This window comes from Pirellulales bacterium (assembly GCA_019694435.1).
Classification (GTDB): domain Bacteria; phylum Planctomycetota; class Planctomycetia; order Pirellulales; family JAEUIK01; genus JAIBBZ01.
In genome coordinates, this window is sequence record JAIBBZ010000001.1 from 292,690 (window position 1) to 318,556 (window position 25,867).

General features: G+C 66.4%; 19 protein-coding genes. 11 read left to right on the top strand and 8 right to left on the bottom strand.

What is annotated here, in order from left to right:
• Positions 1-63: 63 nt before the first annotated feature.
• The 4 genes from K1X74_01150 to K1X74_01165 form a co-directional block, all read right to left on the bottom strand.
• A complete protein-coding gene (locus tag K1X74_01150) occupies positions 64-1,305 on the bottom strand; it encodes a DUF1501 domain-containing protein (protein MBX7164929.1) in 1,242 nt (413 codons plus the stop codon).
• A 108-nt stretch (positions 1,306-1,413) separates the two neighbouring features.
• Positions 1,414-3,162, bottom strand: coding sequence for a DUF1549 and DUF1553 domain-containing protein (locus K1X74_01155; GenBank protein ID MBX7164930.1), 1,749 nt, complete (start codon positions 3,160-3,162; stop codon positions 1,414-1,416).
• Between the two features lie 782 nt (positions 3,163-3,944).
• On the bottom strand, positions 3,945-5,945 hold the full coding sequence (locus tag K1X74_01160) for an ABC transporter ATP-binding protein/permease (protein ID MBX7164931.1): 2,001 nt from the start codon (positions 5,943-5,945) through the stop codon (positions 3,945-3,947).
• 182 nt (positions 5,946-6,127) lie between these two features.
• Positions 6,128-7,510 carry an MFS transporter gene (locus K1X74_01165; protein MBX7164932.1) on the bottom strand — a complete coding sequence of 461 codons (1,383 nt, stop codon included), beginning with the start codon at positions 7,508-7,510 and terminating at the stop codon, positions 6,128-6,130.
• A 386-nt stretch (positions 7,511-7,896) separates the two neighbouring features.
• On the opposite strand from K1X74_01165, the gene K1X74_01170 reads away from it, so the two are divergent.
• Together K1X74_01170 and K1X74_01175 are read left to right on the top strand one after the other, a co-directional pair.
• Positions 7,897-9,279: a hypothetical protein gene (locus K1X74_01170; GenBank protein ID MBX7164933.1), complete on the top strand. Its 1,383-nt coding sequence runs from the start codon at positions 7,897-7,899 to the stop codon at positions 9,277-9,279.
• Positions 9,280-9,312: 33 nt separating this feature from the next.
• The gene (locus K1X74_01175; GenBank protein ID MBX7164934.1) at positions 9,313-10,074 is read left to right on the top strand and encodes a class I SAM-dependent methyltransferase; all 762 of its coding nucleotides are present in this window, start codon (positions 9,313-9,315) and stop codon (positions 10,072-10,074) included.
• A gap of 27 nt (positions 10,075-10,101) precedes the next feature.
• Here the strand turns inward: K1X74_01175 and K1X74_01180 are convergent, their stop codons facing one another.
• Together K1X74_01180 and K1X74_01185 are read right to left on the bottom strand one after the other, a co-directional pair.
• Positions 10,102-11,586, bottom strand: coding sequence for a DUF1501 domain-containing protein (locus tag K1X74_01180; GenBank protein ID MBX7164935.1), 1,485 nt, complete (start codon positions 11,584-11,586; stop codon positions 10,102-10,104).
• A 4-nt stretch (positions 11,587-11,590) separates the two neighbouring features.
• Positions 11,591-13,888, bottom strand: coding sequence for a PSD1 and planctomycete cytochrome C domain-containing protein (locus tag K1X74_01185; protein MBX7164936.1), 2,298 nt, complete (start codon positions 13,886-13,888; stop codon positions 11,591-11,593).
• 166 nt (positions 13,889-14,054) lie between these two features.
• On the opposite strand from K1X74_01185, the gene K1X74_01190 reads away from it, so the two are divergent.
• The 6 genes from K1X74_01190 (at position 14,055) to K1X74_01215 (ending at position 20,343) form a co-directional block, all read left to right on the top strand.
• Entirely contained in the window at positions 14,055-15,128 is a 1,074-nt protein-coding gene (locus K1X74_01190) for a glycosyltransferase (protein MBX7164937.1), read from the top strand.
• A 14-nt stretch (positions 15,129-15,142) separates the two neighbouring features.
• A complete protein-coding gene (locus K1X74_01195) occupies positions 15,143-16,078 on the top strand; it encodes a polysaccharide deacetylase family protein (protein ID MBX7164938.1) in 936 nt (311 codons plus the stop codon).
• A 3-nt stretch (positions 16,079-16,081) separates the two neighbouring features.
• Positions 16,082-16,873, top strand: a complete 792-nt coding sequence (locus K1X74_01200) for a hypothetical protein (protein MBX7164939.1) — start codon at positions 16,082-16,084, stop codon at positions 16,871-16,873.
• A 4-nt stretch (positions 16,874-16,877) separates the two neighbouring features.
• Positions 16,878-17,999, top strand: coding sequence for a beta-lactamase family protein (locus K1X74_01205; protein ID MBX7164940.1), 1,122 nt, complete (start codon positions 16,878-16,880; stop codon positions 17,997-17,999).
• 95 nt (positions 18,000-18,094) lie between these two features.
• Positions 18,095-18,658 carry a thioredoxin family protein gene (locus tag K1X74_01210; protein ID MBX7164941.1) on the top strand — a complete coding sequence of 188 codons (564 nt, stop codon included), beginning with the start codon at positions 18,095-18,097 and terminating at the stop codon, positions 18,656-18,658.
• Positions 18,659-18,666: 8 nt separating this feature from the next.
• Positions 18,667-20,343, top strand: a complete 1,677-nt coding sequence (locus K1X74_01215) for a glycosyltransferase family 39 protein (GenBank protein ID MBX7164942.1) — start codon at positions 18,667-18,669, stop codon at positions 20,341-20,343.
• A gap of 22 nt (positions 20,344-20,365) precedes the next feature.
• Here the strand turns inward: K1X74_01215 and K1X74_01220 are convergent, their stop codons facing one another.
• Positions 20,366-22,105 carry a response regulator gene (locus tag K1X74_01220; GenBank protein MBX7164943.1) on the bottom strand — a complete coding sequence of 580 codons (1,740 nt, stop codon included), beginning with the start codon at positions 22,103-22,105 and terminating at the stop codon, positions 20,366-20,368.
• 194 nt (positions 22,106-22,299) lie between these two features.
• Between K1X74_01220 and K1X74_01225 the strand changes: the two genes are divergently transcribed.
• Positions 22,300-22,971, top strand: a complete 672-nt coding sequence (locus tag K1X74_01225; GenBank protein MBX7164944.1) for an SOS response-associated peptidase — start codon at positions 22,300-22,302, stop codon at positions 22,969-22,971.
• Positions 22,972-22,999: 28 nt separating this feature from the next.
• On the opposite strand, the gene K1X74_01230 is transcribed toward K1X74_01225, so the two are convergent.
• Positions 23,000-23,992 (bottom strand): class II fructose-bisphosphate aldolase, encoded by a 993-nt coding sequence (locus tag K1X74_01230; GenBank protein MBX7164945.1) that lies wholly within the window; start codon positions 23,990-23,992, stop codon positions 23,000-23,002.
• 231 nt (positions 23,993-24,223) lie between these two features.
• Between K1X74_01230 and K1X74_01235 the strand changes: the two genes are divergently transcribed.
• The gene (locus K1X74_01235) at positions 24,224-25,243 is read left to right on the top strand and encodes a KpsF/GutQ family sugar-phosphate isomerase (GenBank protein ID MBX7164946.1); all 1,020 of its coding nucleotides are present in this window, start codon (positions 24,224-24,226) and stop codon (positions 25,241-25,243) included.
• A gap of 55 nt (positions 25,244-25,298) precedes the next feature.
• Positions 25,299-25,823 (top strand): HAD hydrolase family protein, encoded by a 525-nt coding sequence (locus tag K1X74_01240; GenBank protein ID MBX7164947.1) that lies wholly within the window; start codon positions 25,299-25,301, stop codon positions 25,821-25,823.
• The last annotated feature ends 44 nt before the right edge of the window (positions 25,824-25,867 follow it).

Sequence of the window (25,867 nt, forward strand, 5' to 3'; positions counted from 1 at the left end):
CCGCGCACATCTTAACAGCGCCGGCCGCGCCGGTCCTCTCTCTGCGCCGAAGCCTGACCGTGTTTACGCGAACAGCTCTTTGATCACCCGGCCGCCGTTGGCGATCTTCATCGGCCGCCCGTTCAGGCTCGTAAACGTCTTGCTCAACGGGATGCCCAGCGCCTGGCAGATCGAGGCCATCAGGTCCTGCGAGGTGTACGGGTCGCTGGTCACGCGCAGGCCATTCTCGTCGGTCGTGCCGACAGCGATGCCGGGCTTCAGGCCCGCGCCGCCGACGACGGTGCTCCAGGCCGAGGCGAAGTGATCGCGTCCGACGTCGGTGTTGATCCGCGGCGTCCGGCCGAACTCACCCATCCAGATCACGGCCGTGTCTTCGTACAATCCGCGCTCGACCAGGTCTTCGACCAGCGCGCTCATGCCCTGGTCCAATTGCGGCAGGCGATTCTCGAGCGTCGTGAAGATGTCGGCATGATTGTCCCAGCCGCCGAAATCGACCTCGACGAACGTCACGCCCGTCTCGATCAGCCGACGCGCCATCAAGCAGCCGCGGCCGAACGCGCTGTCGCCGTAGCGTTCGCGGACCTTCTCGGGCTCCTGTTCGCAGCGAAACGCCTGCATCTGCTGGCTGCTCATCAGCGAAACGGTTTTAGTGAGGATCTTCTGATGGTCCTCGGCCGCGCCGCCGCGTTTTTGCGAGACGAAGCTCGTCTCTAACTCGCTGAGCATCGCGAGCCGCTCGTGCAGCCGATCTTCCTCGACCCCGCCGCCGAGATTCTGCACCCGGCCGTTGGAATCGACGACGAACGGCGCGTAGGCCATGCCCAGAAAGCCCGGCCCCTCGCTCGGACCGCCGATCGAGATGAACGGCGGAATCTCGAGCTCTGGCACCTGGTCGGCCAGTTCGTGGCTCAGCACGGCGCCGTAGCTGGGGTGCAGCACGTTCGGGTTCGGCACGAAGCCGGTGTGCATGTAATACCGCCCGCGGTTGTGATCGGCCTCGCGGGTGCTCATTGAGCGCACGATCGACAGGTGCTTCATCTGCTTGGCCAAGAGCGGCAGGTGTTCGCAGATCTGCACGTCGCCGGTGGTCGCGATCGGCTTGAATGGACCGCCCGTCTGCGCGCCCGGCTTCATGTCGAACAGGTCGATCGTGCTCGGACCGCCGCCCATCCACAGCAAGATCGCCGCCTTATGGCGCTTCTTCAGGTCGGCCGCATGGGCCCGCAGCGACGCGGTGAGACTCGCGGCGGGCAGGGCCAGCGCCCCACTGGCGGCGAGATGACCCATGAAATGCCGACGCGACATACCGCGCGGCGTGACAAAGCGGTTACCGGCCGGAGTGAACTGGATCACGCGAGGGCTCCCAGATTGATCGCTTCCCGGGGTGAATCGCCCCGGCCGCAAAGTATGGCCTTAATGCACCAGGATAAACTCATTACTGTTCAACAGCACCCACCAAATATCTTCCATGGCCGCGGGCACATTCCCCTTACGGGCCGCCAACAGCTTGCTGGCCAGGGCCACTTCGTTCCCCTTCGGCCTGCGCGACAAGGCCGCCAGGTAGAGCTGTTCGACTTTCTTGTCGTCGTCCAGCTTGCCGGTGGCCGTCTCGTGCAGAAAAGTGCCGGGTTTGCAGGCCGTCGCGTCGCGCATCAGGGCGCCGTTCATCATCATCAAGGCCTGTGGAATCGTGCCGTTGAACGTGTTGGCCTCTTCGTTCTCATCGGTCCCGAATTCGACGGTGAATTGGGCCAACCACTGCTGCTTGACCCGTTGCCGCTCGTCAAAATTGCTGCCCGTGGCCTTGTCGGCCGCCGTCGCCACGAGCAGCGACTCGTAGAGCTGTTCGGCCGTCATCTGGCGGAGATAGAATCGCGAAAACAACGGCGTTTCGCCGCTGGTCGGGTCGTCCACGGCGTTGCCCTTGCCGCCCCGGCTCGACAGTCCATACGGCCGGCTCAGCACGACCCAGCGTGCCAAACGCTTGAGATCGTAGCCGTGCGCCTGGAACTGCACGGCGAGAAATTCGAGCAATTCCGGGTGCGAAGCCGGGTTGTGCGGACCCATGTCGTCAACCGGACGGGTAAACCCGTAGCCCAGATACTGGCTCCAGATGCGATTGACGATCGCCGGGGCCAGGTATTCCGATTCGATGACCAGCCGGCTCAACTCCTGCCGACGGTTGACGTCGGTGACATAGCCGCTGTGGCCGATCTCCGTACCATCGACAAACGTGGGAAACGCCGCGATCAACGTCGCTTCGCGCGTGTCATAGTAGATCGCCGCCTCTTTGACCGCGTCGTGCACCTGGCCATCGGCGCCGATACTGTCGCGGGGCGGACGGTCCTGGCCCGGAAAGTCCTCGTCGACCAACTGTACCGAGAGGATGTCATTTCCTTCCCGGGTGCGCAGCGGGCGCGTCTGCCGGAAAAAGGCATTCATGCCCCAGAACTGATTCTGCTTCCATTCGTTGAACGGATGGTTGTGGCACTGCGTGCATTGCACCTGCAGGCCCAGGAACAGCCGCGAGGTTTTCGCCGTGGCCTGCACGCCGTCGGCGTCGAGATTATCGAGCAGGAAATTGACGGCGCCGTTGAATCCTTCCTCGCCCGGCTTGTTCACGCCCGTGGCGGTGATCAACTCGCGGACCATCACGTCGTAAGGTTTGTTGGCCGCCAGCGAATCGCGCAAATACTTCTGCATTCCGTCGCGGCTGACGAGCGTCCGCGGTTCGGTCCCGCCGGTCCGCCCGATGAGCATTACCGTCCAAACCGAGGCCTGGTGGTATATGTAGTCGTCCGATTCAAGCAGGCGATCGACGAGCTTGGTCCGCCGCTCCTTGGCCTTGTCCGCGGCGAATTGTTGCAGCTCTTCGAGCGACGGAATCCGCCCGACCAGATCCAGATAGACCCGGCGGCACCACTCTGCGTCGGTGGCCATGTCCGACGGCGAAACTTCTGCGTCTTTCCAGGCCGTGGCGATCAGACGATCGATCGTGCCCACCACGTCCGCGTCGCTCTGCGCCGATCCGCTGGCCGGCGCGGGCTGCGTCGCATTCTGCGGGGCGCGCTCCTCGGCCAGCGCCGCGACACCGCCGCGTAAGGCGACGAGCAATGCCAACGTGGCGATCCGCATCCATTGATGGCTGCGCGATTCTTGCATCGTCACCCTCCTCGTCTGCGAACTGGTTGCCGTCCGCCGCGCCATACTAGGCTCACGGCCTGCCCTGTCAACGCACGCAAATCTGTCAACGCACGCGATTCTGCCAACGTCGGAGCACTCGTTACGCCTGCCGGCCGACGGGCTCCCTGCGCCGCCGACATGCGGTGTGGCGCTATCGATCCAACCGCATACCTATTCGGTGGGCAGGCCCCGCGTCATTCCCTCAGGTTGATCGATCGTCCGCGCCGCACCAACCCCTTGTGACAGAAGCCATCCAAGTGCCGCCGATCCAAGAAAGAAATTTTCTTCGCGCAACAAAAAAACCGGCCCGTCTGGCGTGTGGGGGGTGCCAAACGGGCCGGCTGAAGTGTTCAATTCTGCAACACATGTTTAAAAGTGCTACACAACTGACACACGGTTGAGTTGGGGGGCCTCCTCGGCCGAAGGCCCCTAACTCATTGCTCGACGCTGTGACAGGGGGCTCTGGGTCTCCGCAGTAAGCATCTGCCTCTCTCTGTTCGTAGCCCCGCTCTCTGTTCCCGCTAAGCTACGATACATCAGATACTTACTGCGAATCTTTCGCGTCGAGCCTGCTACCGTCTCCTCTCTCTGCTGCCAAAACACCCTGCCCCGGGTTCCTCTCTGCCGGCCCCGACATCGACTCTTCCCTGTTCCGCAGGTGTGGAGTCTTGGTTGCCGCAGCCGCACGCATAGTAGGCAAAGGCCGTGCCAAAATGAGACGCGGCGCCTAGCGCGAAACCCGCGCGCAAAAGCCAGATCGCCTAGGCGATTTTGCGAAACTGCAACTCGTGCAGCCGGGCATAGAGCGGTGAGCGATGCAGTAGCTCTTGATGGGTGCCCGTCACTTCGATGCGCCCGCCGTCCATCACGACGATCCGATCGGCCAACGCCAGCGTCGACAGGCGATGGGTAATGATCAGCGTCGTGCGACCCCGGGTGAATTGCTCGAGCACCTGGTGGATCAATTGCTCGCTTTCCAGGTCGATCTGGCTCGTCGCCTCGTCGAGAATCAACAGCGCCGGGTCGCGCAAAATGGCCCGGGCCAGCGCGATCCGCTGCCGCTGGCCGCCCGAGAGCATGCTGCCGTGGCTGCCGACCATGGTTTCGTAGCCGCGCTCGAGCTTGTCGACGATGAACCGATGGGCATGGGCCTGCTCGGCGGCCGCGATGATCTCCTCGCGGGTCGCCCGGGGGCTGCCGTAGCGGATGTTGTTGTAGACCGTGTCGTCGAAGAGCAGCGTCTCCTGGGTGACCAGGCCGATCTGGCGGCGCAAATCGCGTTGCCGCACGTCGCGCAAGTCGACGCCGTCGAGCCGCACCACGCCGCTTACCGGGTCGAAAAACCGCGGCACCAGGTTGACCAGCGTGCTCTTGCCGCAGCCGTTGGGTCCGACAATGGCCACCGTTTCGCCCGCGGCGATCTGCAAATGGATCTCGCTCAGCACCGGCACGCCCGGCTGGTAGGCAAAGCTGACTGCGTCGAACGTCAGATCGCGATTGTGTCGCGGCAGCGCCACCGGCGTCGACGAATCGCGCACAGACGGTTCGCGATCGAGCATGGCATAGATTCGATCGGCTGCCGCCGAGGCCCGGGTAATCCGTCCGAAGACCTCGGACAGCTTGCGGAACGGGTCGCTCACGCCGGCCAGCAGCGCGTAGAACACCAGCAGCGAGCTCAAACTGAGCGGCCGGCTGCTCATCCGGATGCCCATCAGATGCGTTTCCTGGTTCAGCACCAGATACGCCCCGGCCAACAGCGCCAGGCAGATCGTGGCGATGCCCATCACCTCGGTCAACGGCCGGGTCAGGGCGTCGTACCGAGCAATCTTCATCGACTTGAAGTAGTACTGTTTGCTGTTGGCGAAGAAACGCCGGCGCTCGTAGCGCTCCATCGTGAACGCCTTGACGACCTTGATGCCCTGGAACGTCTCCTCGAGCAGCCCGTAGAGCTGCGACATTTCCTCCATCGCCTTGCGGTTGGCCCGTTTGAGCATTTTGCCCAGCCGGTTGATCAACAGCGCGGCCACTGGCGCGATGACCAGCGACAACAACAGCAACCTCCAACAGATAAACGCAGCGCCGGCCAGACAGGCCAGCATTTTGAGCGGCTCGCGCACGGCCTTGCCCAGCAATTCGCGCATGCCGCCGGCCAGGCTTTCCATGTCGTAGGTAAAGCGGCTCATCAACTCGCTCGAGCCGTCGACGTGGAAACTGGCCAGGTCCATCCGCAGGCTGCGCCGGAAGAATTCCTTGCGCAGCGCATGAATCGCCGATTGCGTCATCCGCGACACGAGCACCGAATGAAGAATGAAGAAGGCGCTTTTGACCAGCGTCCCCACCAGCAAGAACAACGTGATTACCGCCAGCGTGGCGAACGGCGTCGAGGGCAGCCAGGCATCGATCGTCGGCTGCACCAGCTCGTACCAGTGCAAGCTCTCCTGGGCCGCGCGGCGCTCGTAATCGGAGTCGCGGCGCTCGCCGGTCAACCGTGCGCGCGTCGCGTCGTCGGTCGCCGCGGCGATCTCGCCGTCGAGCCGCGCGACGACCGCGGCCGCGGCCGCTTCTTCGCCTCGAACTTTGGCGATCTCCTCGTGCAGCCAATCCTGCAGCGAGCGTCCCTTGAAGGCCACTTCGACGAACGGGTAGACGGCTGCGATGTTGCCGCCCCAAAGCACACCGACCAGCAGTGCGCAAACCAGCGAGGCCACACAGACCCCGCGGTGCGTCAGCGCCAACCGCAAGGCGCGTCCAAAATTACCCATTCGAGAGTTCCGTTCTCGCTGCCTAATACCCGGGCCATGCACGGCCGCCGGCCCGAGCTGCCCAGACGCCTAAGTCGATGCGCCGCAGCCACCTTGCCGCGGGCGAAGCCTTGTACCAGAAACCCGATAGCCCGGCCAAGACCGAGCCGCGCCGCCTGCACCGCGCTGCTAGCACCACGCTGCTAGGCGGCTTGGGCCGCCTGGCGTTCGTCGATCGGCGGCCGCTCGAAGGGCAAGCGGCCCTGCGCGGCAGCCGCCGCGTCTTCCAGCGACATCCCCGCCGGCTCGTCGAGCACTCGCAAGTTGGTGGCCGGGGCCGCCTCGACCGCCATCGAGGCCCGCACGAGCAGCGCCAGCGCCGCCAGCCGGCAGACGCTCGACAAGGCAAACACCGAAAGGTAGGCCGACAGCGATGCACCCACCAGGCCCAGCAGCAGCGCTCCCACCAGCCCGCCGGTGATCGTCGCGACGGCGTGGGCCAGGTTGTACGTCGTCAGCACGCTGGTGCGTTCTTCCGCATGAATCGACTCGAAGAACAACAACAGCGCCGCCAGCTCATAGGCCGCCCAGACCACGCCGCCGGCGACCTGGATGAACAACAGCCACGGAAACGACTGCGACACCAGCCACAGGGCCGATAACGGCACGATGCCCACGCCGCCGATCCAGAGCAGCGTGCGCGCGCCATAGCGGTGCGCCACTTTTCCCAGTGCCGGCAGCGCCAGGGCCTTCGCCACGTAGGCCCCCGCCACGACCGTCACGTAGGTCAGGTAGGAGAACTGCAATTGCTTGAGCATCAGCGGCGTGAAGTACGCGCTGGAAATCTGTACCGAGGCCTGCACGGCCAGCAAATAAACCAGCACGCGACCGCTGCCGTAACGCACGCGCTGGCCCAACTCGGCCAGCGACACGTGACGGTGCCCGGCGTGCGGCGGCTCGGGCTCCGCCTGGGACCAGAGAAACTTGGCCGACAAGAACCGGCACGCCCCCGCCACCGAGAACAGCGCGGCGAATGCCACCAGCGGATCGCCCCAGCGACTCGCGGCCTGCAGCGACAGGCCGCCCAGGAGAAACCCCGCCAGCGTCCCGGCCTGGACCAAGCGCGTGCGCCGCGCGAAGAAATGCGCCCGCATGCGCACCGGCACCAGTGTACCCACCCAGGTATTCCAAGCGGGCCCCGCGGCGAGGCCCGTTCCCCAGTACACGGCGGCGACGCAGAACACGCCCAGCACGGACATATCATGGCGCCACGCGCCCCAGACCAGGGGCAAAAAGCTGATCGCTTGCGCGAGCACGCACAAGACAACCCAGCGGCGGTGCGACCGCAACAGCCGCACTGCATAGGGCGAGGCCAATTGCAGCAGCGCACCGGCCAGCATGGGCAACGTGGCGACCAATCCCGCGGCAATCTCGCCTAACCCCAGCGCCAGGACGAACGCCGGCAAGTAGGTCTCGCCGGTCCCGACCATCACGCTGAACGCCACGCCGTCGCCGACGATCGCGCGCAAGTCGCTGCGCAGCCGTGTCGAGTCCGCCTCACACGCTTCCGGTCGCGTCAGACGCAAACCGGTCCCTGCCCCACGGTGCGCGTCACGGCTGGAGCGTGTCGGCGCAAAAAGCCTCAGTCCCGTGCCCATCCTCCGTTACCGACTCCGCTGGCCTGAAAGCCTGTTGCGTCGCGAAAACACCTCGTCCGACGCAAAGGCGGCGGATCATAGCGATCGCCCTCGACGGCGACCAGACGGGTCCCTGATCGGTACGCGTGCCGCGCAGGCAGCGCCACGGCTAGCTACAATCGCTGCACTTCTGGCCCCGCTATCACGGACCCGCGGTGAGACGAGCGATGTACGCACGACGATGTTGCCCCGCCCTCGGGGGCCTGCTGCCGGTGATGGTCCTGGTTGTCGCCCAGGCGGCAGCGCCCCACGCTGCCTACTGCACCGAGCCCACGGTGCGCGAAATCGGAGATCGGCTCGAGCCGTTCGTCGACCGCTGGTTGATCGACCGGCTCGACGGGGTCGACCACCGGCTGCAACACCCGGTCGCCGCCAGCGTGGCACTGGCGTTCGACCGGCCCTGGGAAGGCGCCTTCAGCGGCTATGTGACCATCTTGCGCGACGGCGAGCGGCTCCGGGCGTATTACCGAGGGCTGCCCGCCTCGGGCCAGGATGGCTCGCCGCAGGAGGTGACCTGCGTCGCCGAATCGGCCGACGGCATCACCTGGACCAAGCCCGAGCTCGATCTGTTTCCGCGTCCCGAGGCGGCGCAGAACAACATCGTGCTGGCCAACGCCGCACCGGCCACGCACAACTTTGCGCCGTTCGTCGACGAGCGGCCCGAGGTTCCCGCCGCCGAGCGCTACAAGGCCCTCGGCGGTACCAGCCCCGACGGTCTCTGGGGATTCGTTTCGGCCGATGGTTTCCGCTGGCGCAGGTTGCAAGACACTCCCGTCTTTACCGACGAGGGCTGGGTCTTCGACTCGCAGAATGTTGCTTTCTGGTCGGCAACCGAAAACTGCTACGTGCTCTACTATCGCAAGAGCGTCGACGGCTTTCGCGCGATCGGTCGAGCCACCTCGCCCGACTTTCTCCACTGGTCTGCACCCGTGCAGATGTCGCAAGGCGATGCGCCGCGCGAGCACCTGTACACGAACCAGACCCACGCCTATTTTCGCGCACCGCACATCTATCTCGGCGTCGCCGCGCGGTTCTTTCCCGGCCGCCAGGTGATCACGCCCGAGGAAGCCGCGGCGATCCATGTCGATCCGAAATACTTCGGCGATATCTCCGACGCGGTGCTGCTCACCAGCCGCGGCGGCGACCGCTACGACCGCACGTTTCTCGAAGCGTTCGTCCGCCCGGGTCCGGGCCTGGAGAATTGGGTCTCGCGCACCAACTACCCGGCCCGGGGCATCGTGCCCAGCGGCGAGCGCGAACTGTCGCTGTACGTGCAAAAGAACTACGGCCAGCCCACCGCGCACCTGCTGCGCTATGTCCTGCGCACCGACGGCTTCGCCGCGCTGCACGGTTCGTACACCGGCGGCGAGGTGGTGACCCGGCCACTGCGGTTTGCCACGCCGGCGACCGGCCCGCGCCGCCTGGTGCTCAACGTCTCGACCTCGGCCGCCGGGTCGGTGCGCGTCGAGCTGCAAGACGCCGACGGCCAGCCCCTGGCCGGCTACGCGCTGGACGATTGCGTCGAACTGATCGGCGATGACCTCGAAAAAACCGTCGCCTGGAAGTCGGGCAGCGACCTGCAGGCCCTCGCCGGTCAACCCGTGCGGCTGCGCTTGCAGATCAAAGACGCCGACGTCTACGCCCTGCGCTTCCGCTAACCGGCCCCGCGCCGAACCGAGAGCACACCGCCGATGTCCCCACCACGCGCGGCCGGGTACAGCACCGACCTGGCCTTCATCCACGACGCCGGGTTCGGGTTCTTTGCCGAGAATGCCGCGCGCGAACTGCTCGCGCGATTGCGCCGCGCCGGGCACACCTCGGGACTCGTCGTCGATCTCGGCTGCGGGAGCGGCATCCTTGCCGCCGAGCTGACCCAGGCCGGCTACGACGTGCTCGGCTACGATATTTCGCCGCCGATGATCGAACTCGCGCGGCGCCGCGCACCCCGCGCTGAGTTTATCACCGGGTCCTTTCTCACCGCGCGGTTTCCGGCCTGCGTGGCGGTCACCTCGATCGGCGAGGTGTTCAGCTATCTGTTCGATCGCCGCAATCACCAGCGCCGCGTGGTGGCGCTGGCGCGCAAGATCCACCGGGCGCTCGTGCCCGGCGGATTGTTGCTGTTCGACGTCGTGACCAAGGGGCGCGTGCCGCCCGGCGGCGCGCGGAGCTTTCAGCTCACCGACGATTGGGCCTGCCTGTACGCCGCCGAGGTCGACGCGGCCGATCGCCACATCACCCGCCGGATCACCTCCTTCCGCCGCGACGGCGAAGTCTATCGCCGCACCGACGAGGTGCACGATGTGCGCGTGGCCGACGCCGCCGAGTTGCGCGCCGGTCTGATCGACGCCGGCTTTCAAGTCCGCACGCTGCGCGGTTACGACGCGTTCCGCTTTCCCCGCGGCATCACGGGCTTTCTGGGTCGCAAACCACAACGCAAGGCGCAGAGCGGCTGATCTGCGTCGTGCCGGGCTGCCCTGCGCTCAGGCCAGCAACGGTTCGACCACGCGCCCATGCACGTCGGTCAGCCGGAAGTCGCGGCCCTGGTAGCGATGGGTCAGCCGCAAGTGATCGATGCCCAGCAAGTGCAGGATCGTCGCGTTGAGATCGTGTACGTGCACCGGGTCCCGCGTGACGTGAAATCCTAGCTCGTCGGTCTCGCCCACCGTAATGCCGGGGCGCACGCCGCCGCCGGCCAGAAACATCGTGCCGGCTTTGGGCCAGTGGTCGCGGCCCGTGAAGCCCGGCTCGGCCGCGCCGGGGCGATCTTCGTTCATCGGCGTGCGGCCGAACTCGCCCCCCCAGACCAACAGCGTCTCGTCGAGCAGCCCGCGCTGTTTGAGATCGCGCACCAAGGCCGCGATGGGGCGGTCGATCTGTTTGCAGAGGAACGGCAACCCGGCCTCGAGCGATGCCCGGCGCGTATCGCCGTGCGAGTCCCAGATCGCGGCCATCGTCTCGCCCTCGTAGCAGATCTGGACGAATCGCACCCCGCGCTCGACCAGCCGCCGCGCCAGCAGGCAACAACGCGCGAAGTTCGTCTTGGACTTGTCGGTGCCATAGGCCGCGTGAACCCAGGCCGGCTCGTCGGCGATATCCATCAGTCCCGGCACGCTGGTCTGCAGGCGATAGGCCAGCTCGTACGAGGCCACGCTCGCGGCCACCTGTTCGCCGGCCTGCTCCGCACCGCGCAGCTGGTTCAGCTCGGCCAGCGTGCGGATCGTGTCGGCGCGCGCTTCGGCGCTCACTCCCGGCGGGTTCTTGACGCTCGGCACCGGGTCGCCCGAAACGCGAAACTCGACCCCCTGGTAGTTGGCCGGCAAGAAGCCGGCACCGAACATCGACTTGCCGCCCGAGTTGCGCATGCCCGGCACGAGCACGACGAACGTCGGCAGATCGTCGTTGGCGCTGCCCAGACCATAGTGAATCCATGAGCCCATGCTCGGCATGCCCATCATGCTGAAGCCGGTCGTGAGCTGAATCTGCGCCGGGCCGTGATTGAACTGGTCGGTCTGCATGCTCTTGATAAAGGTCAGCTCGTCGACCACGCCCGCCAGCTCGGGCAGGTGCTCGCACACCGGCGCCCCGCATTGACCGTATTGCGCAAAGCGATACGGCGTGCCCAGAAATTTCTTGGTGCCCGAGATAAACGCGAACCGCTCGTCCTGCATCAAGCTCGGCGGCACGTCCTGGCCGTGCCGGGCGTTCAGCTCGGGCTTGTGATCGAACAAGTCCAACTGCGAAGGCCCGCCCAGCATCTGCAAATAGATCACGCTTCGCGCCCGCGGCGGGTGGTGCGGCAAACCCGGCAAACCGCCGCTGGCGCGTACGAGCTCGGCCGCGCATCCGGCCGGGCCAGGCAACGCCGCCAGGGCCATGCCCCCCAACGACAGGCCGGTCGACTGGAAGAAGTGACGCCGGCTCAATTCGACCGGCGAGGCAATCTGCGGTCGCGCGTAACGGGCCATCGGGTCACTCGCGGGTCATTGTCTCGTCCAGGTTCAACAACACATTGGCCACCAGCGTCCACGCCGCCAGCTCGGCCGGGGTGATCTCGTCGGGCACCGGCACCGAGCTGCTCGCCAGCAACTTCTCGGCGGCCGCGCCATCGGCCGCGAACGCCGCGCGCCGCCGGGCCAGCAGGTCGACCAGGGCCGCGGCCTCGCCAGCCCGCGCCGGCCGCGCCACGCACAGCGTCATCGCGCGATCGATCCGCTCGCCATCCGTGCCCGGGGCGACGAGCACGCGCCGGGCCAGCCCCACGGCCGCGTCGACGAACACCCGATCGTTCAACAGCGCCAAGGCCTGCAGCGGCGACCGGGTCGCCTCGCGGCGCGGACAGGTCACGTCGCGCGTGGGTGCGTCGAACGTCACAAACGTGTCGTCGAGCGCCTGCCGCTTCCAGAACACGTACAACGAGCGGCGATAGGGATACACCGCGTCGGCCGCGGCGTTCATCTCGGCCGCCTGCACCGCCGGCCCTCCCAGGTCGTCGTGCAGCAAGCCGCCGATGGCCAGCGCGTTGTCGCGCACCAACTCGGCCGGCAGCCGCCACCGCGATGCTCGGGCCAACAGGCGATTCTCGGGATCGCTTTCTTGCTTGGCCGGCGCGCTCGACGCCGCCTGGCGATACGTCGCCGACGTGACGATCAGCCGGTGCAGTTGCTTCAACCGCCAGGGCGATTCGAGCAACTCGACCGCCAGCCAATCGAGCAGCTCGGGATGGCTCGGCGCGGCGCCCTGCGCGCCGAAATCCTCCGGCGTCGCCACCAGGCCCGTGCCGAAATACTGCGCCCAAATCCGGTTCGCCTGCACCCGCGCCGCGAGCGGGTTGTCGCGCGCGGTCAACCACCGGGCCAGGGCCAGCCGGTCGAAGGGTGCGGCCGAGTCGGCCTTGATCAAAAACTGCGGCGGGCCCGCGGCGACTTCGTCGCCCGGCGTCAACGGATTGCCGCGCAGCAGCACATGTGTCGTGCGCGGTTCGGGCTGATCGCGCATCACGAGCGTCTGGACCGACGCCACGGCGTCGCGCGCCCTCTTCAGCCGGGCCTGCTCGCTCTTGTCGTGGGCCGCCGCCAGCCGGGCCTCGAGCGCCGCGCGCCGCGCCGCGGCCGCCGGTGGATCGACGGCCAACCGGGGACTGACGTCGGTCATCTTGCCCGACTCGTCGCGCGTCGTCTCGATCGCACCCTGATTGAAGCACGCCGCGAGACGGTAAAAATCTTCTTGCCGGAACGGGTCGTACTTGTGGTGATGGCATTGCGCACAAGCTAAGGTCGAGCCCAGCCACACCGTGGCTGTGGTCGTCACGCGATCGAACACCGCGGCCAGGCGATATTCCTCGGGGTCGCTCCCCGCCTCGACGTTGATGCGCGTGTTGCGATGAAAGCCCGTGGCGATCAATTGCTCGGCGGAGGGGTTCGGCAGCAAATCGCCGGCCAGTTGTTCGAGCGTGAACTGATCGAACGGCAAGTCCGCATTCAACGCGTCGACGACCCAATCGCGATAGGGCCAGATCGTACGCGCAAAATCGTGCGCGTAGCCGTCCGAATCGGCATACCGCGCCAGGTCGAGCCAGAGTTGCGCCTGACGCACTCCGAACTGCGGCGACGCCAGCAGCCGTTCGACGACACGCTCATAAGCGTCGGCCGAGTCGTCGGACAAAAACGCCTGCAGCTCGTCGGAAGTCGGCGGCAGGCCCACCAGGTCCAGGCTCACGCGCCGCAGCAAGGTCGCCTTGCCCGCCTCGGGCTCGGGAGACATTCCGGCGGCCTCGATCTTCGCCAGTACAAAGCGGTCGATGGCTCCGCGCGGCCAGGCCGTCGCGTGCACCTCGGGCACCGGCGGACGTTCGATGCGACGATACGCCCAGTGCACTTCGTACGCCGCGCCCGCGTCGATCCAACGCCGCAGCAGGTCGATTTCCTCCGGCGCGAGCGCCTCGCCCGCCTCGAGCGGCGGCATCCGCTCGGCCGGCTCGCCGCTGGAGACCCGCGCGACGAGCAGGCTTTCGGCGCTGTTGGCCGGCACGACCGCTGTTCGCCCCGAGTCGCCTGCGCCGGTCGCCGTTTCGAACTCGTCGAGCCGCAGGCCGCCTTCCTGCGCCGCCGGACCGTGACATTTGAAACACCGCGCTGCCAGCAGCGGACGGACCTCGCGATCGTACGAGGGCGACCGCAAGGTCTCCCCGGCCAGGCACGAGGCGCCCTGCGCCGCGAGCAAGGCCAGGACCCAGCCCATGCGCCAATCATTCCACCACGCGGAACTCATCCGATTCACACCTGGCGATTGTGCCCCATGATCCGCCGTCTGGCTGCCGGCCCCCGTTTGAATCCGGCTGCACTCTCCGCGCCCGAGCAGTTATCATAACTGTTTTCGGGGGTCTCAACCGCGGGTGCCCCGAATCCGGGCGGCCCGCGTGTTCCGTGATGCAGCTATGGCAAATCCGCGTTTTTCGATCTGCATTCCGAACTTCAACTACGAGAAGTACCTCGGCCGCACCATTCAGAGCGTGCTCGATCAGACGTTCCAGGACTTCGAAATTCTGGTTTCGGACAACGCCAGCACCGACCGTTCCGTCGAGGTCGTCCGGAGTTTCGCCGAGCCGCGGATCAAGTTGCACGTCAACCAGCGCAACGTCGGTTTCGCGGGCAATCTCGACCGCGCTGCCCGGATGGCCACCGGCCGGTTCATGATCATGCTCTCGTCGGACGACCTGATGCGCCGCGACGCGCTGGAGGTTTACGCCCGCTTTTTCTCCACCCTGGGCGACCAGGCCGACGCGACCGTGATCAGCTCGAACCCCGAGGTGATCGACCCCGACGATCGCGTCACCGGCCGGGTCGGCATCGAACGGGCCATCTGGCAGGACAGCGATCGCGACGCCGAGCTCGAACACGTCTGTGGCGGCACCACGTTCAAGGTCGAGGCGCGCCCCCTGCTCAAGCGCTGCCTGCTGACGCTCAAGAATCCGCTGTTCTTCGCCTGCACCTGCTATCCCCGCGCACTCTACGAACGGGTCGAAGGCTACGGCGGCGGCCGGCTGATCAATCCGGACAAGTGGTTTAACTGGAAGCTGCTCAGCGCGGGCCGCGCGGCGGCGTTTCTCGATCGCCCGCTGTTCGCCTACCGTGTGCACCCCAGCAATCAGAACTCGCTGCAAACCGCCACGGCCGCGCTCAAGTACATGACCGATCAATACGTCTCGACGCTGGAGATCGACAACGCCTGGCTCAAAGAAGTCGGGCTCGAGCGCCCCGACGTCGAGCGGGCGTTCGTCGAATACGACGTCGCCCGGCATGGGCTGGCCACGCTGGCCCGGGGCGAGCGCGCCCGGGCGCGCCGGATGTTGACCTTCGGCCAGGCCGTCTATCCCTGGCATATGCGCGGCAACCGCCGGGCCAGGGCCCTGCGCGTGCTGCTCGCGCTGGGCCCCCTGGGCCAGGCGATCGCGGCCGGGGCCTATCGCCGCTACCGTGCCGGCGCAGGCGAAGAATCCAACGGTCAATAACCGGCGACGGTCTCATGGCCATGCGACCACCGATCGTCATCTTCTATCACCAGTTGGTCGAGCGTCCGCGCCGCGACCATTACTTCCTGACCAACGCGCTCACGCCCGAGCAGTTTCGCCGCAGCATGGAGCAATTGCGCGCCGGCTGGCACGTGTTGTCGATGGACGAGATGTGCCGGATCTGGCAGGGCGACCGGCGCTGGCCGCCGCGCAGCGTCGTGGTCACCTTCGACGACGGCTTCAAGAACAACCTCTGGGCCGCGCAGATTCTGCACGAGCTGGGCCTCAGCGCCACGTTCTTCGTGCTGGCCGGCGTGATCGAGACCGATTTCGTCCCCTGGTATCTCCGCTTTGCCCATGCCCTCTCCACCCGGCGGCGCGATGCCTGCGACGGCCGGCTGGGGGCGGTCGATTTCCGCAACCGGCTCGAGAGCCGTCGCTGGTCCCGGGCCGCGAAGAACACGCTGCTGTCGTTGCCGCCGGCCGAGCGCGACGCGGCGCTCGACGAATTGACCGCGGCGCTCGACTGCCCGCCCTGGGACCGCGCCGATCGCGACTTGCAGTATTTCACCGGGGCCGACCTGCGCGAAATGCGCCGCCTGGGCCAGACGATCGGCTGCCACAGTTGGTCCCACGACAACCTGGCCCGCTGCAATGCCGACGAACGCCAGCACGAAGTCGTGGCCTCGGGCGAGGCGCTGAGCCGGCATCTGGGCGAACCGGTCACCGTGTTCAGCTACCCCGACGGCCGCTACAACGATGCCGTGGTCGAGCTGGCCTCGCGGCATTATCAACTGGCCTTCGCGGCCAACCCGCACGTCTCGGCCGCCGACGCCTGGCGCTATCCGCGCCGCCACGCGGGCAGCGAGCTGGCGCCGATTCTCGCGCCCTGGTTCCCGTTGCGGCGGCGCGCGGTCGGTTGGATCAAGTGGACGCTCGGCGAGAGGTGACCTGTGAAACTCGCCGTGCTGGTCGAACCGCCCCCCTGGCCTGCGCGGACGCGGTACTACCTCAACCGCTTGCACGCCCAACAGCCGCTCGCCGCCATTCTGGTGGTCGCACGGCCTCGGCGCAGCCAGAGCCGCGCACAGTTCTTGCGCCGCAAATTCGGCAGTCTGGGCGCGCTGCCAGCGCTGGCCGCCGCCGCGTGGTTCCGCCGCTATTCGCGCCAGATCGATGCCCTGCAGGATCGGCACTTTGCCGAACGCGCCGGCTCCGAGTCGCCGGTCGTGCCGACGATCCACTTCGACGACCTCAACGGCCCGCAAACGCTGGCCTGGATCGAGCGCGAACGGCCCGACGTGATCGTGCCCATCGCTGGCGGGATCATCAAGCCGCAACTGCTCGCGGCTACTCGCTGGGTGCGCTGGCATCACGGCATCACGCCCGACATTCGCGGCGCGAGCGCCACCTATTGGGCCATCTATCACCATCGCCCGGCCTGGCTGGGCATCACCATTCAAGAACTCGTCGCCAAGATCGACGCCGGCCCCATCCTCGCCCAGCGCGTGCTGACGCCCACCGGCGATGACGACCTGGCCAGTGTCTACGTCAAACTCGACGAGCTGTGCATCGAGCTGCTCTGCGAAACTCTCGCCGGGCTCGCCGCCGGGACGCTGCAGCCACGCCCCTGCGATCCCAAGCAGGGCCAGTATCTCTCGTCGCCCACCCTGACGTCGCTCCTGGGATTCGAGCGCCGGCAACGGGCCTTCTTCCGCCAATTCGCCGCAATTTCGCCCAGGTGATCCGATGCGCCGGCGCAACCGATCCATCGCGCTCGTTACGATCTGCTTGTTCTGCATCGGGCTGCGGGCAGAGCGCGGCTTGGCGCAGCGTGCCGCGCCCGAAGCCTACGACCAACTGGCCCGGGCGGCGTACGAAAAGCTGCACCCGCCAGGCCTTTCGGTGGCCGTCGTGGTGGCCGGCGAACAGGTGTTTGCGTCGGGCTACGGCCTGGCCGACCTCGAGAACGACGTACCCTGCACTGCCCAGACCGTCTACCGCATCGCTTCGATCTCCAAGCCGATCGCGGCGATCGCCGTATTGCAGGTCGTCGAGCAGGGCCGTGCCGCGCTGGACGACTCGATCACGAATTTTGTCCCCGAATTTCCGGCCAAGCCCGAGGGCCCCGTAACGCTGCAGCGTTTGTTGACGCATACCTCGGGTATCCGCCATTACAAGCCGGGCGAGTTCGAGCAGACGCGACATTACGACACCCTGGCCGCGGCCATCGAGATCTTCAAAGACGATCCGTTGCTGTTTGCGCCCGGCACGCGCTTTTCATATACGACCTACGGCTACAACCTGCTCGCGGGCGTCATCGAGCACACCGCCCACCAGTCGTTCGGCGATTATCTTCACGAGCGCGTATTTGCGCCCGCCGGGATGACCAGCTCGCGCCTGGAGCTGCAAGGCGAGCTTGTACCCCGCCGGGCACGGCAATATGTCCGCGGGGCCGATCAGCGCTGGCAGAACGCGCCGTTTGTCGACCTCAGCATCAAATGGGCCGGCGGCGGCGTGATTTCGACCGTCGAGGACCTGTGCCGGCTGCACGTGGCGCTCGAGTCGGGCAAGCTGCTCAAGCCCGAGTCGATCGCGCTGATGCAAACGCCTGCGACCACGCTCGCCGGCCAGCCGCTGGAATACGGCCTGGGCTGGAACATCGCCACCGACAAACAGGGGCGCACCTGGGTCTCGCATTCGGGCGGCACGACCGGGGGTACTTCGTTCCTGCTGCGCTGTCCCGACCAGCGTTGCGCCGTGGCGGTGATCGCCAACGGAGGTAACGTCGAGGGGCTACCCGGGCTGGCCAGGCGCCTGGCATTGACGGCCCTCAGCGCGGGCGGCACTGCCCCCGCGGACGAACCTTGAATTGCCCCCGCCCCGGCGCGCGCAGACAATACACCAGCGTCCGCGACCGTTCCCGTCAGACACACGCGCCCCGTTCACTCGCCCCGGTTTACCCGATGCTCGATTACGCCGCCATCTTTCCGCAGGGTCTCGACTACCGCACGTTTCTCGAACGCCACGGCTCGGTCGAGCACCGCCGACGCTGGGAGCAGGCCTATCAGGCCCTGACTTTGCCGGCCGACGCGCAGCGCCTGCTGGCTGGCTTCAAGCGGCAGATGAACGTGCTCTGCCTGGCCGGGGCCTGGTGCGGGGATTGCATTTACCAGTGCCCGATCTTCGCCCGGATTGCCGAGGCCTGTCCGCGGATCGATTTGCGCTTCTTCGATCGCGACGCCCATCCTCATCTGGCGTCCGAATTGAAGATCTGCGGGGGCAACCGCGTGCCGGTGGTGGTGATGCTCAGTGAAGACCAGCAGGAAGTGGCCCGCTGCGGCGATCGCACGTTGTCGCGCTACCGGCAGCTCGCCGCGCAACTCGAGGGTGCCGCGTGCCCGACCGGACTCGCGCTGCCCGACGCGGCGCAACAGCAGCAGATCGTCGCCGACTGGCTGGCCGAGTTCGAAAGGGCGCAGCTCATCTTGCGCACCAGTCCGCGCCTGCGCGAGCGCCACGGCGACTGAACGGGCCCATGAGCGACGTCGAAACCGCGATCGACCAGGAATCCGCGCCCGGCGTGCCCCCCGTTGCCGCGTCGCCGCCGCGGGTCGTGCGCTGGCTGCCCTGGCTGATGGTCGCGCTGGCGTTGGCCTTCGTCGTTCCGCTGCGGATCAAGTTTCTCGACGTGCCACTCGACCGCGACGAGGGCGAGTTCGCCTATGGCGGCCAGTTGATCCTCGGCGGCGACCTGCCCTATCGCTCGCTCTACGCCATGAAGATGCCCGGCATCTACGTGGTCTATGCGGCCAGCGAGGCGCTCTTCGGCCAGACCTGCGCAGGCGTGCACCTGGGGCACCTGATCGTCAACGCGCTGACCATCCTGATGCTCTTCGCCCTGGCCGCCCGGCTGTTCGATCCCATGGTCGGGGCGACCGCGGCCACGGCCTTTGCCCTGTTCTCGCTCTCGCCGTCGGTGGACCCGCTGGCTGCACAATCCGAGAACTTCGTCGTACTGCCGGTGCTGGCGGGAATCTACGTGTTGCTCCTCGGCCTCCAGCACCCGCGCTGGTACGCCTTCTTCCTCGGCGGAGTGCTGATCGGCCTCGGCCCGGTGATCAAGCAGCACGGGTCGGTCTTTGCGTTGGGCGCCGGCGGATGGCTCGTGCTCGACCAATTGCTCCTGACCCGGCGTGCCTGGGGCTCCTGGCTGGCCCACTGCGGCTGGTTTGCCGTGGGGCTCGCGACGCCGATGGCGATCGTATTCGCCACGATGTACGCGCTGGGCAACTACGACGACTTCGTCTTTTGGACGCTCACCTATGCCCGCGAGTACGTCACCATGCTGCCGCGCGCGGCGATCGAGCGAAACGTACGCGCTTACGTCCCTTACCAGTGGAAGTTCGCGAGCATGGGCCTGCTCTGGCTGCTCGCCGGCGCGGGGCTGCTCGTCGCACCGCTGCTGCCCGACAGCCGTCGGCGGCTGGTGCTGCTGGTGCCTTGGACAATCGCGTCGCTGGTTGGTGTTTCGCTGGGTTTCTATTTTCGCACGCACTATTTCCTTCTGTTGATCCCCGTGGCGGCGGTGCTGATCGGCATCACCTTGCGGTTCGTCGCGCGGCTGCTGACGGACAACACGCACGTCGAATGGCAATTGACCGCGCAATTGGCGTTGGCGGCGTTTGTCTTTCCCGTGGGCCAATTGGGCTATTACTACTGGCCCCAGACCGACGCGCAGTTGAGCCGGCACACGTACTTTCGTAACCCGTTCGTCGAGTCACTGCCGATCGCCGCGAAGATTGCCCGTTACACCTCGCCGCAAGACAAGGTGGCGATCCTCGCGTCCGAGCCGCAGATCTTGTTCTACAGCCAGCGGCGCTCGGCAACGGGTCACATCTACATGTACCCGTTGATGGAGCCGCACCCGTACGCCCTGCAGATGCAAGAGCAGGTGATCGCCGATATCGAGAAAGCCCGGCCGAAGTTCGTCGTGTTCAGCAACCAGAACGTCACCTGGGTACCGGTGGCGGGCTCGCATCAACGCATTTTTCAGTGGTGGGGCGAGTATGCGGAGAACTACGAGATTTTCGGCACCGTCGACATGCAGTATCAGGTGCCGCTGATCCGCTGGGCCGACGAAGGGGCCGTGCTGCGCATGAACATGAATCGCGAGGGGCTGACCATCTATCGACGGCGGCCGAACGCGCCCTGAACGCGAGAGCTCGCGTTGGAGACTACGGCTGCGTCGCGTCGCTGCCGGAATGCGCGACTTGGGCCTGGCGTTGCGTGATGGCCGGCGCCGCGTACCGCGCCACCATCTCGAGCAACGCCTGCCGGTCGATCGGCTTCGTCAGATAGTCGTCGCAGCCGACGTCGAGGCAGCGCTGGCGATCGTGCGACATTGCATGCGCGGTCAGCGCGATGATCGGGCCCGCGTACCCCAGGCGGCGCAGCTCGGCCGTGGCCTGGTAGCCGTCCATGATGGGCATCTGCATATCCATCAGGACAATGTCGTACGCGGCATCCTCGTTCTCGGCCTGGTTTCCCCAACCCTCTTGGCTGGCCATGGCCAGTTCGACGCCTTGCTCACCGTTGCCGGCCAGCTTGACCTCGGCGCCAGCCTTCTTGAGCAGAAACGAGATCAAACGTTGATTGTCCGGACCGTCTTCGACCAGCAGCACGCGCACCGGCAATTCCACCGCCGGCAAGGGCAATTGGCTCACGATCGCCGGCGCGAGGGCCTGGTGCGGATCGACCAGGGCCACGCCCTGCAGCGAGCCGGTGCTGATCGACACCGTGAAGCAACTGCCGACATGGGCCGTGCTCGTGACCTCGATCGAGCCGCCCAGCAATTCGGCCAGCCGGCGGCTGATCGTCAGGCCCAACCCGGTCCCACCGAATCGCCGCGACGTGCTGGCGTCAGCCTGCGTGAACGGTTGGAACAACTGCCCGATCTTCTCGTCGCTGATGCCGATACCGGTATCGATGATGTCGACGCTCAACATCGGGAGCGGCCCGGCGGCGTCGTTCAGCCGGACGACCAGGCTGATACCGCCCACCTCGGTGAACTTCACCGCATTGCCCACCAGGTTGACGAGGATCTGCCGCCACCGCGTGGGATCGGTGACGATCCGCTCCGGAATGGGGCCTTCGTAGCGGATTCCCAGGCTCAGCCCCTTAGCGTCGGTGCGGACGCGCATCAACTTGATGACGTCGTCTAGCACTTCCTGCGGCGAGCAATTGAGCTCTTCGACCTGCATCCGTCCGGCTTCGATCTTGGACAGGTCGAGAATGTCGTTCAGCAGCACGAGCAAGTGTTCGCCGTTGCGGCGAATCGTACGGCAGGCCTCGAGATCTTCTTCCTGATCGAGGTTGCCCAACAACACGTCGGTGAAGCCCAGGATGGCCGTCATCGGCGTGCGCAGCTCGTGGCTCATGTTGGCCAGGAACTCGCTCTTGCTTTGGCTGGCCGCTTCGCACGTGGCCTTGGCCACTTCCAGTTCGACGTTCAAATATGCCAGGTTGGCAGCATGTTCGCGGAGCTCGCTTTCCAACCACTTGCGCTCGGCAATCTCGCCGGCCATGCTTTCGTTGAGCTGCATCAACTGCGGCAAGTACAAGATTTCCGGAAACAGCCGAATCATGGTCCAAGCCAACACGCCGGCCACGACGGCCGTCAACGGCTTGATCAATCCGGCCAGTTGATCCAGCGGCGGCCGAAGCACGAACACCGCCGACGCATGGAGCGCGGTGCAGCAAAGCGCAAACACGGCGAACCGCCAGAATGCCCCCGGAAAAGGGACGTCGCGGCGACGCAGCGCCCAGAACAGCACGACCGCAATCGACAGATAGCTGGCGGCGATGATCATGTCGGCGGTATGGTCGATCGAGCCTAACGCTCGCGACCAGGCTCTCGCCTCACCCGGCAGCCAGGAACCTTCCGCGCCGAACAATGCTGGGAGAAATCTGTACATCCGCCGCCCCTCTGCGCCCTAGTGAGGCATGACAAGCTGGTAACGCAGTCTAGGTCAGCGTCATTTACCACTCGCCACCTGCGTATTTGGTTTTCAGAAATCGCCGCCGCATGCTGGAGAACTCGTGTTTCGTATAGTTGTTTCAGCCGTTACGAGCGAAACATCCCTCCCCTGGGGCGCAGGAGCCGTCGGCCATGTGCGGAAGATTCACGCTGCGGCAACCTCCCCGGCAACTCGCGATCCATTTCGGCATCGATGAGCCGCCTGCCCTGCGGCCGCGCTACAACATCGCGCCCACGCAGGACGTTGCCATCGTGCGGCTCGCCCCCGACGGGCACCGCGAGCTCGTCGAATTGCGCTGGGGTCTGGTCCCCTCGTGGTCGCAAGATCCCACGATCGGCAGCCGCATGATCAATGCCCGCGGCGAGACGCTGGCCGAGAAGCCCTCGTTCCGGGCCGCCTTCAAGGAACGTCGCTGCTTGATCCCTGCCGACGGGTTCTACGAGTGGCTCAAGGTCGACAAGCAGAAGCAGCCGCAGTTCATCCACCTGCCCGACGACGAGCCATTCGCCTTTGCCGGCCTGTGGGAAGCGTGGCGCGGCAGCGATCCGCCGCTGGAGACTTGTACGATCGTCACCACGGAAGCGAATTCGCGCCTGCGCGGATTGCACGAGCGCATGCCGGTGATCCTGGACCCGGCCGACTACGCGGCCTGGCTCGATCCGCAGCTGCGCGATCCCCAGCGGCTGATGCCGCTGCTGGCCGCGCGACCCAACGCCCTGCTCGAGACGCGTCCTGTGAGCCGCCGGGTCAATGCGCCGACCTACGACGACGAAGGCTGCCTCGCCCCGGCGGAAGAGGCCTAAGTCGCGCCCCACACCGGCGTGCCGGCGGCTAGGCCTTCACGGCCAGCGCCGCGCGTACTTTTTCCAACTGCCCAGCCGAGCCGAGCATCTGGTTCTTGTGCCGGATGTAGTCGGCATACGCAGCCATGAACGGTTTGCCCGGCGTCCGCGGATCGAAATCGCCCGGCTTGTCGCGGAACGTCTCGCGATAGACCGCGCACCATACGAGGCGGCCATCGGTGTCGATGTTCACCTTCGTCACGCCGAGTTTTGCGGCGGGCAGATAATCCGACTCTCGCACGCCGCTGGTGTCGGGCAGCTTGCCGCCGGCCTGATTGATGCGATCGACCCACTCCTTGGGCACGCTCGACGAGCCGTGCATGACCAGCGGATAGCCCGGCAGCCGCTGCTTGATCGCTTCGATCCGGTTGAAGTGCAGACCTTGCGAGCCTTTGAATTTGTAGGCGCCGTGCGAGGTGCCGATCGCCACGGCCAGCGAATCGCAGCCGCTGCGCTCGACGAACTCGGCCGCCTGGTCCGGGTCGGTCAGGCAGGCGTTCGATTCGTCGACGGCAATGTCTTCTTCGACGCCGCCCAGCATGCCCAGCTCGGCCTCGACCGAGATGCCCTTGGCGTGGGCCCGATCGACCACGCGCCGCGTGATCTCGATGTTCTTGTCGAACGGGTCGTGCGAGGCGTCGATCATCACCGATGAATAGAACCCGCTATCGATGCAGTCGTAGCACGCCTCTTCGGTTCCGTGATCGAGGTGGACGGCGAAGATCGCTTCGGGAAAGACTTCTTCCGCCGCGCGAATCATCGCTTCGAGAAACCGCTTGTCGGTATAGGTTCGAGCCCCGCGCGAAATCTGGATGATGAACGGCGCGCTGCGGGCCGGGTCGAGCTTTTCCTCGTTCGAGTCCTTGATCCCCAGGTTGCCGCGGAACAGCCCAACCGTCTGCTCGAGATTGTTGATGTTGTATGCGCCGACGGCGTATTTTCCGTAAGCCAGTTCGAACAGTTCTTTAGTGGTCACGATCATGGCAGGTTTCCTTCCACCGCGCCGGCCTCGAAGGCCGCGGCTCGCTGGGGCATGGGGGGTGGTCTTCGCGGACCTAGGCAATCTAGCAAAAATTCCGGCCCCTGGTCAGGGGCGCCCGCGCAAGGGGTGCCAGCACCTCGGCTTACATTGTCGCGCCGGGGGGCCCTCGCTAGAATCCCGCCCTCGCCTTGCGCCGCTTGCGGCGCGCGCCTGTCACGGAAGACGACGCACATGAGCCACGCACGGTCTGCCCCGCGCCAGCGGTTGGGTGCCTTCGAGCAGCTACGCTACGCGCAGGAAATCATCCGCCTCGAGGCCCAGGCCCTCGAACAACTCACCCGCCGACTCGACATGGAGTTCTGCCGTGCCGTCGAGCTGTTGCTCGACTGCCGGGGGTCGGTGATCGTGACCGGCATCGGCAAGGCCGGATTGATCGGTGCGAAGATCGCCGCCACACTCGCGTCGACCGGCAGCCGCAGCCACTTTCTGCATCCCAGCGAGGCCGTCCACGGCGACCTGGGGCGCGTCCACAGCGACGATCTGGTCTTGGCCTTGTCCAACAGCGGCGAGAGCCAAGAGGTGCTGCAGTTGCTGCCCGCCCTGGGCCAGTTGAACGTTTGCCTGGTCGCCGTCACCGGCCGGCCCACCAGCACGCTGGCCCGGGCCGCGACGGTCGTGCTCAATTTGGGGCCGCTGCAAGAGGCCTGCCCCTGGGGCCTGGCCCCCAGCACGAGCACGACGGCCATGCTCGCCCTGGGCGATGCGCTGGCGCTGGTCACCAGCCGCGCTCGCGGCTTTGGACCGAACGACTTCGCGCGGTTTCATCCCGGCGGCAGCCTGGGACGCAAGCTGAGCAAGGTCGACGACTACATGCGGCCCGCGCGCGAGTGCCGCCTGGCCCGCGACACGACCAGCGTGCGCCAGGTGCTGGTCGAGACGAGCTGTACCGGCCGGCGCAGCGGCGCGATCCTCTGCGTCGACGAAGGCGGCCGGCTCAGCGGGCTGTTCACCGATAGCGATCTGGCCCGGCTGTTCGAGGCCCGGCGCGATAGCCTGCTCGACGGGCCGATCGGCGAGGTGATGACCGCCCGTCCGTGCACCGTACCGAGCGGCGCGGCGATGAACGACGCCGTCGAAATCCTCAAAGAGCGCAAGTTCAGCGAGCTGCCGGTCGTAGCACCGGGCGGCGAACCGCTCGGCCTGATCGACGTCACCGACGTCGTCGGGTTACTGCCCGATGCCCCCGGCTGACGATCGCCGGCCCAGCGAATCAGTCTGCGGTCGAGCACGGCCGCGCGAGGAACGCATGAATCTGGATCAACGCTGCCAGTCGATCGAGTTGCTGCTGGCCGACGTCGACGGCGTGCTGACCGATGGCGGCGTCGTGTTCGACAACCAGGGCATCGAGATCAAGCGGTTTCACATCCGCGACGGCCTCGGCATGCGGCTCTGGCAGCGCGCCGGCTACCGGATCGGCCTGATCACCGGCCGCAGTTCGCACATCGTCAAGATTCGCGCCGCCGAGCTGGGCATCGACCTGGTGCGCCAAGGCGCCGAGGACAAGCTGCCCGTCGTGCGCGAGGTGCTGCAATCGTTGGGCCTCGCTCCCGCGCAAGTGGCCTACATCGGCGACGACCTGCCCGATTTACCGGTCGTGCGCCACGTCGGTCTCGGCGTCGCCGTGGCCGATGCCTGCGACGAGCTGCGCGCCGCCGCCCACTATGTCACGACGTTGCGCGGCGGTGCCGGCGCCGTGCGCGAGCTCGTCGAACGGATCCTCAAAGCCCAGAAACGCTGGCCCGAGCTGATCCAGAAGTTCGACACCCCCTGAATTCCAGCCGACCGCCGCGCAGCGCGTTCCCCCGCAGTCACTGC